The following is a 15,231-nucleotide window of genomic DNA, read 5'->3' on the forward strand; positions in this document are numbered from 1 at the left end:
GACCATCCGCTCGATAGCGGTTCCGGAATGGATTCCTGGAGTCGAGAACCATGCGCACATGGATGCTGGCGCTGGCCGCAGGCCTCGTCCTGCCACGTTTCTTACCCGAACTCCCGCCTGGTTGGGCCTATCCGATCCTGGTCGTGGCGGGGCTGCTGTTCGTCCCGGGCAAGCGCCTGCGCGCGCTGGGGCTGTTCTGTCTCGGGCTGGCCTGGGCTTGCCAGCATGCCCAGCATGCCGTCGACGATCGCTTGCCGGCGTCCATGGACGGGCGCACCTTCTGGCTGGAAGGGACGGTCGTCGGGCTGCCCGCCGTGCGCGGCGATGTGGTGCGCTTCGAACTGGACGATATCGCGTCGCGTCATGCCGGGCTGCCCACCCGGCTGCGGCTGGCCTGGTATGACGGGCCGGTGGTGCGGGCCGGCGAACGCTGGCGGCTGGCCGCGCGGCTGAAGCGCCCGCATGGCCTGGTCAATCCGCAAGCCTTCGACTACGAAGCCTGGTTGCTGGCACGACGGATCGGGGCGACTGGAAGCGTCAAGGCCGGGGAGCGACTGCTGTCGTCGGCGACCGCCGCTGCCTGGCGCGATCGCCTGAGGACGCGGCTGATGGCCGTTCCGGCATTCGAGCGGCAGGGTGCGATTGCCGCCCTGGTGGTGGGTGACGATTCGGGGTTGAGTCGGGCCGACTGGCAGGTGCTGCAGGATACCGGGACGGTGCACCTGATGGTGATCTCCGGGCAGCACGTCGGCATGCTGGCGGGCCTGCTGTACGGGCTGGTGGCGTTGCTCGCGCGTTGGGGCGCGTGGCCGCGGCAACTGCCCTGGTTGCCCTGGGCGTGCGGCCTGGCATTGGCGGGGGCGCTGGCCTACGGATGGCTGGCTGGGTTCGATGTGCCGGTGCGCCGGGCCTGCCTGATGGTCGCGGTGGTATTGCTCTGGCGCCTGCGTTTTCGCCATCTGGGTGTCTGGCTGCCGTTGTTGCTGGCTCTGGACGGGGTTCTGCTGCTGGATCCGCTGGTCAGTCTGCAGCCCGGTTTCTGGCTGTCGTTCGGCGTCGTGGCGCTGCTGGCTTTCGTGTTCGCCGGCCGCCTCGGGCCATGGCCCTGGTGGAAGACCCTGTTGCGTGCGCAGTGGGCCGCGGCCCTGGGACTGCTGCCATTGATGCTGGCGCTCGGGTTGCCGATCAGTGCCAGCGGGCCGCTGGCCAACCTGCTGGCAGTGCCCTGGATCAGCCTGACGGTGCCCTTTGCGTTGCTTGGCACGCTGCTCCTGCCTGTCTGGGGCCTCGGCGAGGCGGTGTTGTCGGCGGTGGGTTGGTCGCTGGCGACCCTGTTCGATCTGCTGGCGGTGGTCTCGGCATGGCAGCCCGCCTGGCTGGCCAGCGGCCTGCCGTGGTGGGCCTGGCTGGCGGTTGCGCTGGGTGTCCTGCTACTGCTGATGCCCGCTGGTGTGTCGGTGCGCTGGTTGGGGCTGGTGCTGCTGTTGCCGCTTGCCTTCCCGCCGCGGGAAGCCCCGCCCGATGGGCGGGCGCAGGTGTGGCTGTTCGATGTGGGGCAGGGGCTTTCCGTGCTGGTGCGTACCCGCGAGCATGCATTGCTCTACGACGCGGGGCCCAACCATGGCGAGTTCGATACGGGGGAGCGGGTGGTCTTTCCTTCCTTGCGCACGTTGGGTGTGACGGGCTTGGACATGCTCTTGCTCAGCCATGCCGACAACGATCATTCCGGCGGTGCCCAGGCGATCCGGCGGCTGATGCCGGTGACGCGCGTCGTCAGTGGCCAGCCGCAGCGGCATGCGCCATCTCTGGTTGCCGAGCCTTGCCGGAGCGGGGCCGAATGGCAGTGGGACGGCGTGCGCTTTCGCCTGTGGCAGTGGCGGGAGGCACGCGATAGCAACCAGACCTCCTGTGTGCTGCTGGTCGAGGCGGCTGGTGAACGCCTGCTGCTGACCGGCGACATCGACCAGGCGGCCGAGCAGGCGTTGCTGGAAGGCCCGATGCCGGTGCAGGCGCAATGGCTGCTGCTGCCGCATCATGGCAGCCGTAGTTCCTCGTCGGAACGCTTCCTGCGCGCCGTGGCCCCGCAGGCGGTGCTGATCTCGCGCAGCCTGCACAATTCGTTTGGCCATCCGCATCCGAGCGTAACGGCGCGGCTGCAGGCGCTCGGCGTGCGCGCCTACGACACCGCATTGCATGGCGCGGTGCGGATCGATCTCGGTGACTTTTCCCGCGGCCATATCGCACGTGCGCAACGACGCTTCTGGCGGGAAAAATGAGAACGGCGGCCGTCGGCGGCCTGGCGACCCTATGCTAGAGTGGCGCCACTTTTTCGAGGGGGATTCATCTCGTGTGGGAGCTGGTCAAAGCGGGCGGCTGGATAATGCTGCCGATCATTCTGTGTTCCATCGCCGCCGCCGGTATCATCGCCGAGCGCCTGTGGACGCTGCGGCCGAGCCGCGTCACGCCACCGCATCTGCTGGGGCAGGTCTGGAAGTGGATCAAGGACAAGAAGCTCAGCAACCAGAAGCTCAAGGAGTTGCGCGCCGACTCGCCACTGGGCGAGATCCTCGCCGCCGGCCTGGCCAATTCCAAGCGCGGTCGCGAAATCATGAAAGAGTGCATCGAGGAGGCCGCCGCCCGCGTGGTGCACGATCTCGAGCGTTACCTCAATGCGCTGGGCACCATCGCCGGCATCGCACCGCTGCTGGGACTGCTGGGTACGGTACTGGGCATGATCGAGATCTTCAGCGCATTCATGGGCTCGGGCATGGCCAATGCACCGCTGCTTGCCGGCGGTATCGCCAAGGCGTTGATCACCACCGCCGCGGGGCTGATGGTCGGCATTCCGGCGCTGTTCTTCCATCGCTTCCTGCAGCGTCGGGTGGACGAGCTGGTCGTAGGCATGGAGCAGGAGGCGATCAAACTGGTGGAAGTGCTGCAGGGCGACCGCGATGTCGATCTCGCTGAGGACAAGGCGTGAAATTCCGGCGCAAACCCCGCGAGAACGTGGAAATAGGCCTGGCGCCACTGATCGACGTGGTGTTCATTCTGCTGCTGTTCTTCGTGGTCACCACCACCTTCACCCGTGAGACGCAGCTCAAGGTCGATCTGCCAGAGGCGGCCAGCGGCACACCGCCGCAGGAAACCGAGGTTCGGCAACTGGAAGTTTTGATCGACGTGGCCGGCAACTACTCGCTCAATGGCAAGGCGTTGCTGAAAAGCGATCTGAATTCGTTGATGGCCGCGCTGAACAAGGAGTCCGGTGGCGACACCGGCCTGCCGATGATCATCAGCGCCGACGGCAAGACGCCGCACCAGGCGGTGATCACTGCGATGGATGCGGCCGGCAAGCTCGGCTTCGCCCATTTGCGCATCACCACCGTCGAGGCGCAGGTCGCGCCCTGATGGCTCTCGCCGAACGATTGCAACGAGCCTGGTACCAGGGGCATCCGGCGCTGCGCCTGCTGGCGCCGCTGGAGTGGCTGTACCGACGTGTGGTCGAGGCGAAGCGTCGGCGTTTCCTCGAAGGTGCGCGCGACACCTATCGCGCGCCCGTACCGGTCATCGTGGTCGGCAACATCACGGTGGGCGGAACCGGCAAGACGCCCTTGATTCTCTGGTTGATCGAACATTGCCGTGCGCGCGGGCTGCGGGTCGGCGTCGTCAGCCGTGGCTACGGCGCCAGTCCGCCCTCGTTGCCGTGGCGGGTACGGGCGGAGCATTCGGCGCAGCAGTCCGGCGACGAACCGCTGCTGATCGTCCAGCGTACCGGCGTACCGCTGATGATCGATCCGGATCGTGCATGTGCAGTGCGTCGGCTGCTGGAAAGCGAGCCGCTGGACCTGATCCTTTCCGACGATGGCCTGCAGCACTACCGGCTGGCGCGTGACCTCGAACTGGTGCTGATCGATGCGGCGCGCGGACTGGGCAATGGCCGGTGCCTGCCTGCCGGGCCCCTGCGCGAGCCGGCTGCGCGCCTGGATACGGTGGACGCGGTGCTACTCAATGGCGCCAGCGCCGACTCGGCCGGCGGCTATGCCTTCGCCCTGCAACCCAGCGCGTTGGTCGAGCTGTGCTCCGGCGAGTGCTGGCCGCTCGACCGTTTCCCGGTTGGGCAGCAACTGCATGCGGTGGCCGGAATCGGCAACCCGCAGCGTTTCTTCGCCACGCTCGAGGCGCTACACTGGCGCCCGATTCCGCATGCCTTCGCCGATCATGCCGCCTACAGCCCGGAGCGACTGAAGTTCAGTCCCGAGCTGCCGCTGGTGATGACCGAAAAGGATGCGGTGAAATGCCGGGCCTTCGCGCCACCGGGCTGGTCCTACCTGCAGGTGCAGGCGTCGCCCTCGGCGGCCTTCGTCGCCTGGTTCGACGGTCAGCTGGCCCGCTTGCTGCCCGACCACTCTTAAAGCTGCTCGATCTGCTGTCGCAGTCGACCGCTTCCAAGGACTGCGCATGGATACCAAACTGCTCGATATTCTGGCCTGCCCGCTGTGCAAGGGGCCGCTGAAGCTGGCCGACGACAAATCCGAACTGATCTGCAAGGCCGACGGCCTGGCCTTCCCCGTGCGCGACGGGATTCCGGTGATGCTGGAAAGCGAGGCGCGAACCCTCGATGTGGACGAGCGCCTGGACAAATGAGCACTGCCTACACCGTCGTGATCCCGGCACGCTATTCCTCCAGCCGCCTGCCGGGCAAGCCGCTGCTGGACATCGCTGGTAAGCCAATGATCCAGCATGTCTGGGAACAGGCGCGCAAGAGCGCGGCGCAGCGGGTGGTGATCGCCACCGACGATGCGCGCATCCTCGAGGCCTGCGTGGCATTCGGCGCCGAGGCCCTGCTTACCCGCGCCGATCACAACTCCGGCACCGATCGCCTGGCCGAAGTGGCCGAGCAGCTGGGGCTGGCCGACGATGCGATCGTGGTGAACATGCAGGGCGACGAGCCGCTGATTCCCCCGACGGTGATCGATCAGGTCGCGGTGAACCTGGCCGCGCACGGCGAGGCGGCCATGGCGACGCTGGCCGAACCGCTGGCCGATGCCACGGCGCTGTTCAATCCCAACGTGGTCAAGGTGCTGACCGACTGCGACGGCCTGGCGTTGACCTTCAGCCGCGCCCCCTTGCCCTGGGCCCGCGATGCCTTCGCGGCCGATCGCAGCGTGTTGCCTGCGGGCGTGCCCTATCGCCGGCACATCGGCATCTACGCCTATCGCGCAGGCTTCCTCGCCGACTTCGTCGCCTGGGGCCCGTGCTGGCTGGAGAACACCGAGAGCCTGGAGCAGCTGCGCGCGCTCTGGCATGGCCGACGCATCCATGTGCAGGATGCCGTCGAGGCACCGCAGGCCGGGGTGGATACGCCAGAGGATCTCGAGCGGGTTCGCCGGCTGCTGGGGAGCTGAGCATGCGGGTGCTGTTCGTCTGCATGGGCAACATCTGCCGCTCGCCCACCGCCGAAGGGGTATTGCGCCAGCGCGTGCGCGCGGCGGGGCTGGAAGGGCGAGTCGAGATCGATTCGGCCGGCACCGGCGACTGGCACGTCGGCAAGGCGCCGGATGACCGCGCCTGCGGTGCGGCGCGGCGGCGCGGCTACGAGCTCGGCGCGTTGCGGGCGCGCCAGGTCCAGCGGGAAGACTTCCAGCGCTTCGACCTCATCCTGGCCATGGACCACGACAACCTCGCCCGGCTGCGCACCCTGCAGCCCGAGCAGGGCGGCGCCGAGCTGGACCTGCTGCTGCGTCGCTACGGCCTGGGCTGCGATGCCGTGCCCGACCCTTACTATGGCGGCGAGGATGGCTTCGAGGCGGTGCTGGATCTCATCGAGCGGGCATGCGACGCCTTGCTCGAAGAAATCGAGGGGCGGCTGTGAGCCTGATCATCGAAGCGAATCGCTCGCTCAAGCCGTTCAATACCTTCGCCGTCGAGCAGCGCGCGGCTTTCTTCGCCACCGCGCATGACGATGCCGACGTCCGCGAAGCGCTTGCCCAGGCGCGGCGGCGCGATGTGCCGCTGCTGCCCATCGGTGGCGGCAGCAACCTGCTGCTGACGCAGGATGTCGCTGCGCTGGTGCTGCACATGGCCAGCAGCGGTCGGTGCCTGCTGGAAGAGCGCGACGGTCGCGTGCTGGTCGAGGCGGAGGCCGGCGAGGCCTGGCATCCGTTCGTGCTCTGGACCTTGGAACAGGGGCTCTGCGGGCTGGAGAACCTGAGCCTGATTCCGGGCACGGTGGGCGCTGCGCCGATCCAGAACATCGGGGCCTATGGGGTCGAGCTCAAGGACGTCTTCGCCGGGCTCACCGCGCTGGACAGCGAAACCGGGCAGTTGCGTGATTTCGAGCTGGACGAATGCGCGTTCGGCTATCGCGACAGCCTGTTCAAGCGGCAGCCGGGGCGCTACCTGATCCTGCGGGTGCGTTTCGCGCTGCGGCGCCAGGCGGTCCTGCACCTCGAATACGGGCCGATCCGCCAGCGCCTGGCGGAGCAGGGGATCGCGACGCCCACCGCGCTGGATGTCAGCCGCGCGGTCTGCGCCATCCGCAGCGAGAAACTGCCGGACCCTCGCCAGCTGGGCAACGCCGGCAGTTTCTTCAAGAACCCGCTGGTGTCCCAGGACGCCGCGCAGGCGCTTCGTGAGCGCTATCCCGATCTGGTCGCCTATCCGCAGGGTAACGGGCAAGTGAAGCTGGCGGCCGGCTGGCTGATCGAGCGTGCCGGGTGGAAAGGCTTCCGCGATGGCGACGCCGGCGTGCATCGTCTGCAGGCGCTGGTGCTGGTCAACCACGGGCAGGCCAGCGGCAGCCAGTTGCTGCAACTGGCGCAGCGTATCCAGGCGGATATCCTTGCGCGCTTCGGTGTATCGCTGGAGATCGAGCCGAACGTGTTCTGACGTTCAGTCGAGCCTGGGCGCGAAACTCTCCGCCTGAGTCATGTCCCACATCCGCCGGTAGAATTCACCCTGCACGTCGTCGTTGAGCAGCACGCCGGGCTCGAGAAAGGTGTGCAGCTGCGAGAACAGCTTGATCTCGGTGGCGGACATGCGCCGTACCAGATGCTTGGCTTCGAGTTGTTGCGGGTGTTCGAGGCCGGCCGCGGCAAGCATCTCGGAGAGCGCCTGGAGCGTGTTGCGGTGGTAGTTGTAGACCCGCTCGGCCTTGTCCGGCACCACCAGGGCGCGCTGGCGCAGTGGGTCCTGGGTGGCGACGCCGGTGGGGCACTTGTTGGTATGGCACGACTGCGACTGGATGCAGCCGATGGCGAACATGAAGCCGCGCGCCGCGTTGGCCCAGTCGGCGCCGATGGCCAGCACGCAGGCGATGTCGAAGGCGCTGACGATCTTGCCGCTGGCGCCGAGCTTGATGTGCTCGCGCAGGTTCAGCCCCACCAGGGTGTTGTGCACGAACAGCAGGCCTTCGCGCAGCGGCACGCCGATATGGTTGGTGAACTCCAGAGGCGCCGCGCCGGTGCCGCCTTCCTTGCCATCGACGACGATGAAGTCCGGCAGGATGCCGCTCTGCAGCATGGCCTTGGCGATGGCCATGAATTCCCAGGGGTGGCCCAGGCAGAGCTTGAAGCCGACCGGCTTGCCGTCGCTCAGCTCACGCAATCGGGCGATGAAATCGAGCAGCTCCAGGGGGGTCGAGAAGCTGCTGTGGCTGGCCGGCGATACGCAGTCGCGATCCATGGGTACGCCGCGGGTCGCGGAGATCTCGGCGGTGATCTTGTGCTTGGGCAGGATGCCGCCGTGTCCGGGCTTGGCGCCCTGGCTGAGCTTTATCTCGATCATCTTCACCTGCGGGTGGCTCGCCTGCTGGGCGAAGCGCTGTGGGTCGAAACGGCCCTCTTCGTCGCGACAGCCGAAATAGCCGCTGCCCAGCTCCCAGATCAGGTCGCCGCCGTACTCGCGGTGGTAGCGGCTGATGCTGCCTTCGCCGGTGTCGTGGGCGAAGCCGCCCATCTTCGCGCCACGATTGAGGGCGCGGATGGCATTGGCGCTGAGCGAGCCGAAGCTCATGGCCGAGATGTTGAAGATCGAGGCCGAATAGGGCTGCCGGCACTGCGGCCCGCCGATGGTGATGCGAAAGCCCTGCGGGTCGGCGTGGGGCGCGGTGCTGATCGAGTGGCCGATGAATTCGAAGCCGGTGCCGTAGACGTCGGTCAGCGTACCGAAGGCCTTGTCGGCGACCTGGTTCTTGGCGCGGGCATAGACCAGCGAGCGCTGCGCGCGGGAGAAGGGCAGCGGATCGCTGTCGTTCTCCAGCAGGTACTGGCGTATTTCCGGGCGGATGGTTTCTATCAGGTAGCGGATGTTGCCGAGGATCGGATAGTTGCGGCGAACCGCCTGTTTGCGCTGGAGCAGATCGTTGATGCCGACGGCGCTGAGTGCCGCCGTGGCCAGGCTGATGGGCCACACGTGTTCCAGCCACGGCAGGCTGAGCAGGGTGAACAGTACGCAGAGGGTGAAGAAGGCATAACGGTTCATCAACGACAGGTTCATTCCGGCTCCCTTGCCTGATCTGCAAGGCGTAATGGTCCGATGCTGGCTGGCTAATGGCAATCGCTGCCTTCGTCTATCGTGGCGATTTCCAGGGGGCAAGGGCATGCGTCGGGCGATCGGTGCGGTAGGTTGGTGCTGAGCGCAGCGAAGCCCAATAGGGATCGGCATGAACGCATTGGGCTTCGTCGCTTTGCTCCTCAGGCTGCGTACCCCGACGATCTGCGCACTGCCTGAAACCCCGTCGGCGGCCAAAAGAAGGCTATGTCGTCTGAGCCGGCGGTTGTGGATGGGCGTATTTCTGTAGGAGAGGGCGGGGCCGAGTCCATGCCCGTGAATATTCAGCGCGCAAAAGCTTCGCGGGCATGGCCCCTACGGATATCCAGAACCGCTTCGCGCTTCGAACAACACGTAATTGAGCCAAAAAGAAAGGGATGCCGAAGCATCCCTTTCTCAGGCTTACCGCCCGGAATCAGCTCTGAGGCTTTTCCCGAGTGTCCGGCTCGCTGCCTTCTTCATCGGCATCGATCGGTTCACGAGGCGCTTGCTGGGGCGCTTCCTCATTGCTGTCCGGCTGCTCCTGGGGGTCGATGGCTTCGAGCGGCTGCTGCTCCGGCTGCGCCTGTGGTTCAACGGCTGCGGTCGGCTGCTCCTGCGGCAGTGCCTCCTGCTCGGTGCTCGGCTCGCTCGGCTGCTGGACGCTCTCGACGATGCTCGCTTCAGCCACTTGCTCGGGTTGCGCTTCGCTCACCGGCTCACTGGCGACGATCTCGGGGCTGGTCAGCGGCTGCTCTGCCGCAGCCTTGGCCTCGGCTTCGGCTTCGGCAGCCTCCCTGGCCAGGCGCTCGGCTTCGCGCTGACGGCGACGGACTTCGCGCGGATCGTTGGGTGCACGGCCGCTCGGGGTGAGTGCCGATACCGGGGGCGCTTCGATTTTTTCGATCACCGGTTCCGGGGCGGGCGCCGGGGCTTCGCCGGCCAGGGCGGTTTCCTGGACAGCGCCCGGTGCGGCTTCGACCTGTTGCGTTGCGGGTTCGACTACAGCCTTCGGTGCTATCGGCTCCTCGACGACCTCTACGGCAGTCGGCGCTTCCTCGGCGACAACTTCGACGATTTCGGCGCTGACAGGCGCCGGAACGGTATCGGCTGGCTGCTGCGGCTGAGCGACTTCGGTATCGGCGGTGTTGGCAGCCAGGGCGGCGGCAGTGGCGGCGATGGCAATTTCCTCGGTCTTCACCGGGGTGTTGCCTTCGTCCACTTCCTCGATCTCGTTGCCATTGGCATCGCGCTGGCGCTCGCGGCGGTTGCTGCGACGACGTTGGCCACGGGAACGGCGGCGGGGGCGCTCGCCTTCGCTGCCTTCGCCGCTGTCATTGCCGTCCTGGTTTTCCTCGACGGCTTCTTCGCCTTGTTGCAGCAGCTCGTCGCTGGGCGTCGGAACCTGCTCGGCGCGCGGCTTGCGCTCTTCGCGCGGCGCGCGTGGCTGGCGTTCTGCCTGCTCTTCGCCGGTCGCTACGGCTGCAACGGCTGCAACGGCTGCAACGGCTGGCGCTTCGTCGAGCGGCGCGCGCAGTTCACGCTTGCGTTCCTCGCGTGGCTTGCGTTCCTCGCGCGGAGCGCGCTCGCGGCGTGGCTGGGCTTCGCCGGCTTCAGCCTGTTCGCGCGGCTTGCGCTCTTCACGCGGCGGACGTGGCTGGCGCTCTTCGCGGGGTTGACGCTCCTCACGCGGCTTGCGCTCTTCGTCACGGTTGCTGCGCGAGTCGCGACGGCGGTTCTGCTGGCGACCGCTGCGACGCTCGTCGTTGCGCTGCGGGCGCTGGGCGGCGGGCTTCTTCTCGACCTGAGCGGCAGGCTGCTCTTCCGCCTTGCCGGCGAACAGACCGACCAGCGACTTGATCAGACCCTTGAACAGGCTGGGCTCCTGGGCGGCGGCAGCGGGTGCTTCGGCGGGTGCCGCAGCGACCGGGGTCGGCGCGGTGCGCTGGGGCGCGGTCTTGACCGCTGCCTCCTGACGCACCAGGGTGCGCGTGGAGCTGATCGGCTGGGCTTCTTCGGCTTCGCTCTGGCTCATCTCGTAGCTGGCCTGGCCGGCAATGATGTCCGGGCTGTCGTCGCGCAGGCGCTGGACTTCGAAGTGCGGCGTCTCCAGGTGATCGTCCGGCAGGATGAAGATGCGTGCACGGGTGCGCAGCTCGATCTTGGTGATGGCGTTGCGCTTCTCGTTGAGCAGGAAGGCGGCGACCTGGAAGGGCACGCGGGCGCGTACTTCGGCGGTGCGGTCCTTGAGCGCTTCTTCCTCGATCAGGCGCAGGATTGCCAGCGACAGCGACTCGACGTCGCGGATGATGCCCTGGCCGTTGCAACGCGGGCAGACGATGCCGCTGGTTTCGCCCAGGGACGGACGCAGACGCTGGCGGGACATCTCCAGCAGGCCGAAGCGCGAGATGCGACCGACCTGGATGCGCGCGCGGTCGGCTTCCAGCGCTTCGCGCATCTTCTCTTCGACGGCGCGCTGGTTCTTCGCCGGGGTCATGTCGATGAAGTCGATGACGATCAGGCCGCCGATGTCGCGCAGGCGCAGCTGGCGGGCGATTTCCTCGGCCGCTTCCAGGTTGGTCTGCAGTGCGGTTTCCTCGATGTCGCCGCCCTTGGTGGCGCGCGCCGAGTTGATGTCGATGGACACCAGCGCTTCGGTCGGGTCGATGACGATGGAGCCGCCGGACGGCAGCTTCACTTCACGCTGGAAGGCGGTCTCGATCTGGCTTTCGATCTGGAAGCGGTTGAACAGCGGCACGCTGTCCTCGTAGAGCTTGATCTTGCTGGCGTACTGCGGCATCACCTGCTGGATGAAGCTCAGTGCCTCGTCCTGGGCCTCGACGCTGTCGATCAGTACCTCGCCGATGTCCTGGCGCAGGTAGTCGCGGATGGCGCGGATGATAACGTTGGATTCCTGGTAGATCAGGAAGGGTGCGGCGCGATCCTGCGAGGCCTCCTTGACCGCGGTCCACAGCTGCAGCAGGTAGTCCAGGTCCCATTGCAGTTCTTCGCTGGAGCGGCCGAGGCCGGCGGTGCGAACGATCAGGCCCATGTCGGCAGGGACGTTGATGCCGTTGAGGGCTTCGCGCAGTTCGTTGCGCTCTTCGCCTTCGATGCGGCGGGAGATGCCGCCGGCGCGGGGATTGTTGGGCATCAGCACCAGGTAGCGCCCGGCGAGGCTGATGAAGGTGGTCAGGGCGGCGCCCTTGTTGCCGCGTTCTTCCTTCTCGACCTGAACGATGACTTCCTGGCCTTCGCGCAGGACATCCTTGATGTTCACGCGGCCTTCGGGGGCCTTGCTGAAGTATTCGCGGGAGATTTCCTTGAGCGGGAGGAAGCCGTGGCGCTCGGCGCCGAAGTCGACGAAGGCGGCTTCGAGGCTGGGCTCGACGCGGGTGATCTTGCCTTTGTAGATGTTGGCCTTCTTCTGCTCGCGGGCTCCCGATTCGATGTCCAGGTCGAACAGGCGTTGGCCGTCGACCAGTGCGACACGCAACTCTTCAGGCTGAGTTGCGTTAATTAGCATTCTTTTCATGTAGTACCGTCGGTTTCCGTGGCATCCGGAAACGGCGTTCGGCACACACGACTCTCGCGGTCGGTGTCAGGTGAGTCAGGAATGGTTGTAAGGCACTCCAGTGTCCAGCGATGTGCGGCCAGATGGGCCGGCGTCGCGACGACGTCTCCTGCTTGCTGTCGGAACAGCAGCAATGGTTCGGGAGGAGGAATCAGGCATCGGTAGCGGACGGAATGACGCGTCTGTGAAAGCCTTTGCTACGCAATCCGATGCTCTGTGCATCTCCACCCAACACGCATACTTTGAAAATCGGGTGCCGCTCGCAGAATCCGGGGAGCGGGTTGTCGATTATCGCGATTCCCCAATGGGGGCACGCATCATGTCTTCAAGGCTTGTTTCGCAGCTTCACCGCTACTTGAGGGAAGCTCCGTCGGACGGCCTCACGTCCTCGAACATTTTTGCCGGTCAGGGTCGGCGATATCACTGGCCTCCCTGGACCTGGCCGCTTTTGGCGGCGTTCGCGACTATAACAGCAATGTTTAAGTGCTTCAATTCCATGAAAATTGGTATGATGCCGCGATGACCAATACCCCCTCCCAGACCTCTGGTGTGCAAATACTCGAGGTCGCGCCGGAACTTGCCGGCCAGCGCATCGACAATTTCCTTCGTACCCAGCTCAGAGGCGTCCCCAAGACGCTGATCTATCGCATCCTGCGCAAAGGCGAGGTGCGGGTGAACAAGGGCCGGATCAAGCCTGAATACAAGCTGCAGGCCGGTGATCTGGTGCGGGTTCCGCCGTTGCGCCTGGCTGAGCGCGATGAGCCGGAGCCGCTGGCGCAGGGGCTGCTCGAGCGGCTGGAGCAGGCCATCGTCCATGAGGACAAGGCGCTCATCGTGCTGAACAAGCCGGCCGGTATCGCGGTGCATGGCGGCAGCGGGCTCAGTTACGGGGTCATCGAGGCGTTGCGGCAGTTGCGCCCGGATGCCAAGGAGCTTGAACTGGTCCATCGCCTGGATCGCGACACCTCCGGTCTGCTGATGATCGCCAAGAAGCGCAGCATGCTGCGTCATCTGCACCAGGCGTTGCGTGGCGATGGCGTGGACAAGCGCTACATGGCGCTGGTACGCGGGCGTTGGGAAACATCGAAGAAGCAGGTGAATGCGCCGCTGTTGAAGAATACGCTGCGTTCCGGTGAGCGCATGGTCGAAGTCGCCGAGGATGGCAAGGAGGCGTTGACGCTGTTTCGTGTGCTGCGGCGTTTCGGCGATTTCGCCACCCTGGTCGAGGCGAAGCCGGTAACCGGGCGAACACACCAGATCCGTGTGCATGCGCGGCATGCCGGGCACTGCATCGCCGGCGACAGCAAGTATGGCGATGAGGATTTCACTCGCGAGATCCGTGAGCTCGGCGGTAAGCGCCTGTTCCTGCATGCCTATGCCTTGAGGGTGCCGCTGCCCGATGGCGGCGAACTGTCGCTGGAGGCGCCGGTCGATGAGGTCTGGGCGCGGACGCTGGAGCGGTTGGGTGAATAAGTACGAGGTTCTGATATTCGACTGGGACGGTACGCTGGTCGATTCCATCGCGCGCATCGTCGAATCGATTCGTGTCGCCGCACAGAGTTGCGATCTGCCGCAGCGCGACGATGCGGCGATCAAGGGCATCATCGGCCTGGCCTTGCCCGAGGCCATCGCCGTGCTGTATCCGCAGATGGCCGATGCTGCGCGGGTGGAAGCCTTCCGCCAGCATTACGTCGAGCATTACCTGGCGCTGGAGACGCAGCCGTCGGCGCTGTATCCGGGCGTTGCGCAGGCGCTGCAAGGGTTCCGGGATGCGGGTTACCTGCTGGCGGTCGCGACCGGCAAGGGTCGGCGCGGCCTGGACCGTGTGCTGGCGGGGCAAGGCTGGGAGGATTTCTTCGATATCACCCGCTGCGCGGACGAAACCGCGAGCAAGCCGGACCCGCTGATGCTCCATGAGATTCTCGCCTACTGCGGCAAGCGTCCGGAGCAGGCGCTGATGATCGGCGACTCGGTGTTCGATCTGCAGATGGCGCATCGCGCGGGCATGGACAGCGTGGCCGTCGCTTACGGCGCGCAGCCGCTGGAGGTTCTGCGGCAATGCCGTCCACGGATGGCGATCAATCGTTTTGCGGAGCTCGGCACCTGGTTGCGCTCCACGGCTGGTTCTGAGGTGAATGCATATGTCGGATGAATGGAAAGCGCCGGTGGACGAGGGCAAGGCGGACCGCAACAGCTGGAAGCTGCTGGAGAAGACCCTGCTCGCCGGTATTCAGGAGCAGCGGCGTGCGAGACGCTGGGGAATATTCTTCAAGCTGCTGACATTCATCTACCTGTTCGGTGCGCTGGCGCTGTTCTCTCCTGCGCTGCAACTGGGCAAGGGCAAGTCCGCCTCGGAAAGCCACACGGCGGTGATCAATGTGCGCGGAATGATCGCCGACGAGGAATCGGCCAGTGCCGATAACGTGGTCGGGGCCTTGCGGGCGGCATTCGAGGATGCCAATACCAAGGGCGTGGTTCTCAGGATCAACAGCCCTGGTGGCAGCCCGGTCCAGTCCGGCTATATCTACGACGAGATCCGGCGCCTGCGTGGCGAATACCCGGCGATCAAGGTCTATGCGGTGATTACCGATCTCGGTGCCTCGGGGGCCTACTATATCGCCAGTGCCGCGGACGAGATCTATGCGGACAAATCCAGCCTGGTGGGCTCCATCGGCGTAACGGCAGCGACGTTCGGCTTCGTCGACAGCATGGCAAAACTCGGGGTCGAGCGCCGGGTGTATACCGCTGGCGAGCACAAGGCCTTCCTCGATCCGTTCCAGCCGGAGAAGCCCGAGGAAACCGAATTCTGGCGCAATGTGCTGGCCACCACGCACCGGCAGTTCATCGACAGCGTCAAGCGCGGGCGTGGCGACCGGCTGCAGGATGCCGAGCATCCGGAGTTGTTCTCCGGGCTGGTCTGGTCGGGCGAGCAGGCGCTGGAGCTGGGGCTGATCGATGGACTGGGCGGTACCGCGCATGTTGCCCGTGAGGTGATCGGCGAGCCGGAGATCGTCGACTTCACGGTCAAGGAATCGCCGCTCGATCGTTTCACCAAGAAGCTGGGGGCCGGTGTCGCCGAGCGCCTGGCGCTCTGGTCCGGGCTGCAGGGGCCGGCGCTGCGATAACCGGGT

General features: G+C 66.0%; 13 protein-coding genes. 11 read left to right on the forward strand and 2 right to left on the reverse strand.

Going from position 1 to position 15,231, the window contains the following annotated elements:
- Positions 1 to 50: 50 nt before the first annotated feature.
- The 8 genes from CXK94_RS05205 to murB all read left to right on the forward strand — a co-directional run bounded on the left by CXK94_RS05205 (position 51) and on the right by murB (position 6,885).
- Positions 51 to 2,276, forward strand: a complete 2,226-nt coding sequence (locus CXK94_RS05205) for a DNA internalization-related competence protein ComEC/Rec2 (protein WP_180984386.1) — start codon at positions 51 to 53, stop codon at positions 2,274 to 2,276.
- A 71-nt stretch (positions 2,277 to 2,347) separates the two neighbouring features.
- Complete coding sequence (locus tag CXK94_RS05210; protein WP_037042379.1) at positions 2,348 to 2,980, forward strand: MotA/TolQ/ExbB proton channel family protein; 633 nt, start codon at positions 2,348 to 2,350, stop codon at positions 2,978 to 2,980.
- Positions 2,977 to 3,405 (forward strand): ExbD/TolR family protein, encoded by a 429-nt coding sequence (locus tag CXK94_RS05215; protein ID WP_037042382.1) that lies wholly within the window; start codon positions 2,977 to 2,979, stop codon positions 3,403 to 3,405. The genes CXK94_RS05210 and CXK94_RS05215 overlap by 4 nt, the downstream gene beginning before the upstream one ends.
- Entirely contained in the window at positions 3,405 to 4,409 is a 1,005-nt protein-coding gene (gene lpxK, locus CXK94_RS05220; RefSeq protein WP_102893533.1) for a tetraacyldisaccharide 4'-kinase, read from the forward strand. Before CXK94_RS05215 ends, lpxK begins: the two co-directional genes overlap by 1 nt.
- A 46-nt stretch (positions 4,410 to 4,455) precedes the next feature.
- Complete coding sequence (locus tag CXK94_RS05225; protein WP_003293506.1) at positions 4,456 to 4,641, forward strand: Trm112 family protein; 186 nt, start codon at positions 4,456 to 4,458, stop codon at positions 4,639 to 4,641.
- Positions 4,638 to 5,402 (forward strand): 3-deoxy-manno-octulosonate cytidylyltransferase, encoded by a 765-nt coding sequence (kdsB, locus tag CXK94_RS05230; protein ID WP_102893534.1) that lies wholly within the window; start codon positions 4,638 to 4,640, stop codon positions 5,400 to 5,402. The genes CXK94_RS05225 and kdsB overlap by 4 nt, the downstream gene beginning before the upstream one ends.
- Before the next feature lie 2 nt (positions 5,403 to 5,404).
- Positions 5,405 to 5,869 (forward strand): low molecular weight protein-tyrosine-phosphatase, encoded by a 465-nt coding sequence (locus CXK94_RS05235; protein ID WP_102893535.1) that lies wholly within the window; start codon positions 5,405 to 5,407, stop codon positions 5,867 to 5,869.
- Positions 5,866 to 6,885 (forward strand): UDP-N-acetylmuramate dehydrogenase, encoded by a 1,020-nt coding sequence (gene murB, locus CXK94_RS05240; protein WP_037043152.1) that lies wholly within the window; start codon positions 5,866 to 5,868, stop codon positions 6,883 to 6,885. Before CXK94_RS05235 ends, murB begins: the two co-directional genes overlap by 4 nt.
- A gap of 3 nt (positions 6,886 to 6,888) precedes the next feature.
- On the opposite strand, the gene CXK94_RS05245 is transcribed toward murB, so the two are convergent.
- Positions 6,889 to 8,493, reverse strand: coding sequence for an FMN-binding glutamate synthase family protein (locus CXK94_RS05245; protein WP_102893536.1), 1,605 nt, complete (start codon positions 8,491 to 8,493; stop codon positions 6,889 to 6,891).
- A gap of 469 nt (positions 8,494 to 8,962) precedes the next feature.
- Positions 8,963 to 12,061 (reverse strand): ribonuclease E, encoded by a 3,099-nt coding sequence (rne, locus tag CXK94_RS05250; protein ID WP_219726484.1) that lies wholly within the window; start codon positions 12,059 to 12,061, stop codon positions 8,963 to 8,965.
- A gap of 558 nt (positions 12,062 to 12,619) precedes the next feature.
- Between rne and rluC the strand changes: the two genes are divergently transcribed.
- Genes rluC through CXK94_RS05270 form a run of 3 tightly spaced genes read left to right on the forward strand, consistent with a single transcriptional unit; the run spans position 12,620 to position 15,225 of the window.
- Positions 12,620 to 13,573 carry a 23S rRNA pseudouridine(955/2504/2580) synthase RluC gene (gene rluC, locus CXK94_RS05260; RefSeq protein WP_102893539.1) on the forward strand — a complete coding sequence of 318 codons (954 nt, stop codon included), beginning with the start codon at positions 12,620 to 12,622 and terminating at the stop codon, positions 13,571 to 13,573.
- Positions 13,566 to 14,252 (forward strand): HAD-IA family hydrolase, encoded by a 687-nt coding sequence (locus tag CXK94_RS05265; protein ID WP_037043137.1) that lies wholly within the window; start codon positions 13,566 to 13,568, stop codon positions 14,250 to 14,252. The genes rluC and CXK94_RS05265 overlap by 8 nt, the downstream gene beginning before the upstream one ends.
- A complete protein-coding gene (locus tag CXK94_RS05270) occupies positions 14,242 to 15,225 on the forward strand; it encodes a S49 family peptidase (protein ID WP_037043135.1) in 984 nt (327 codons plus the stop codon). The genes CXK94_RS05265 and CXK94_RS05270 overlap by 11 nt, the downstream gene beginning before the upstream one ends.
- The last annotated feature ends 6 nt before the right edge of the window (positions 15,226 to 15,231 follow it).

The organism is Stutzerimonas stutzeri, assembly GCF_002890915.1.
GTDB lineage: Bacteria > Pseudomonadota > Gammaproteobacteria > Pseudomonadales > Pseudomonadaceae > Stutzerimonas > Stutzerimonas stutzeri_AF.

Bases quoted from the DNA above. Each gene is read 5' to 3' on its own strand.
- kdsB (WP_102893534.1), top strand. From the start codon at position 4,638: ATGAGCACTGCCTACACCGTCGTGATCCCGGCACGCTATTCCTCCAGC.
- CXK94_RS05245 (WP_102893536.1), bottom strand. From the start codon at position 8,493: ATGAACCTGTCGTTGATGAACCGTTATGCCTTCTTCACCCTCTGCGTA.
- rluC (WP_102893539.1), top strand. From the start codon at position 12,620: ATGACCAATACCCCCTCCCAGACCTCTGGTGTGCAAATACTCGAGGTC.
- rne (WP_219726484.1), bottom strand. From the start codon at position 12,061: ATGAAAAGAATGCTAATTAACGCAACTCAGCCTGAAGAGTTGCGTGTC.
- CXK94_RS05270 (WP_037043135.1), top strand. From the start codon at position 14,242: ATGTCGGATGAATGGAAAGCGCCGGTGGACGAGGGCAAGGCGGACCGC.
- CXK94_RS05205 (WP_180984386.1), top strand. From the start codon at position 51: ATGCGCACATGGATGCTGGCGCTGGCCGCAGGCCTCGTCCTGCCACGT.
- CXK94_RS05225 (WP_003293506.1), top strand. From the start codon at position 4,456: ATGGATACCAAACTGCTCGATATTCTGGCCTGCCCGCTGTGCAAGGGG.
- CXK94_RS05235 (WP_102893535.1), top strand. From the start codon at position 5,405: ATGCGGGTGCTGTTCGTCTGCATGGGCAACATCTGCCGCTCGCCCACC.
- lpxK (WP_102893533.1), top strand. From the start codon at position 3,405: ATGGCTCTCGCCGAACGATTGCAACGAGCCTGGTACCAGGGGCATCCG.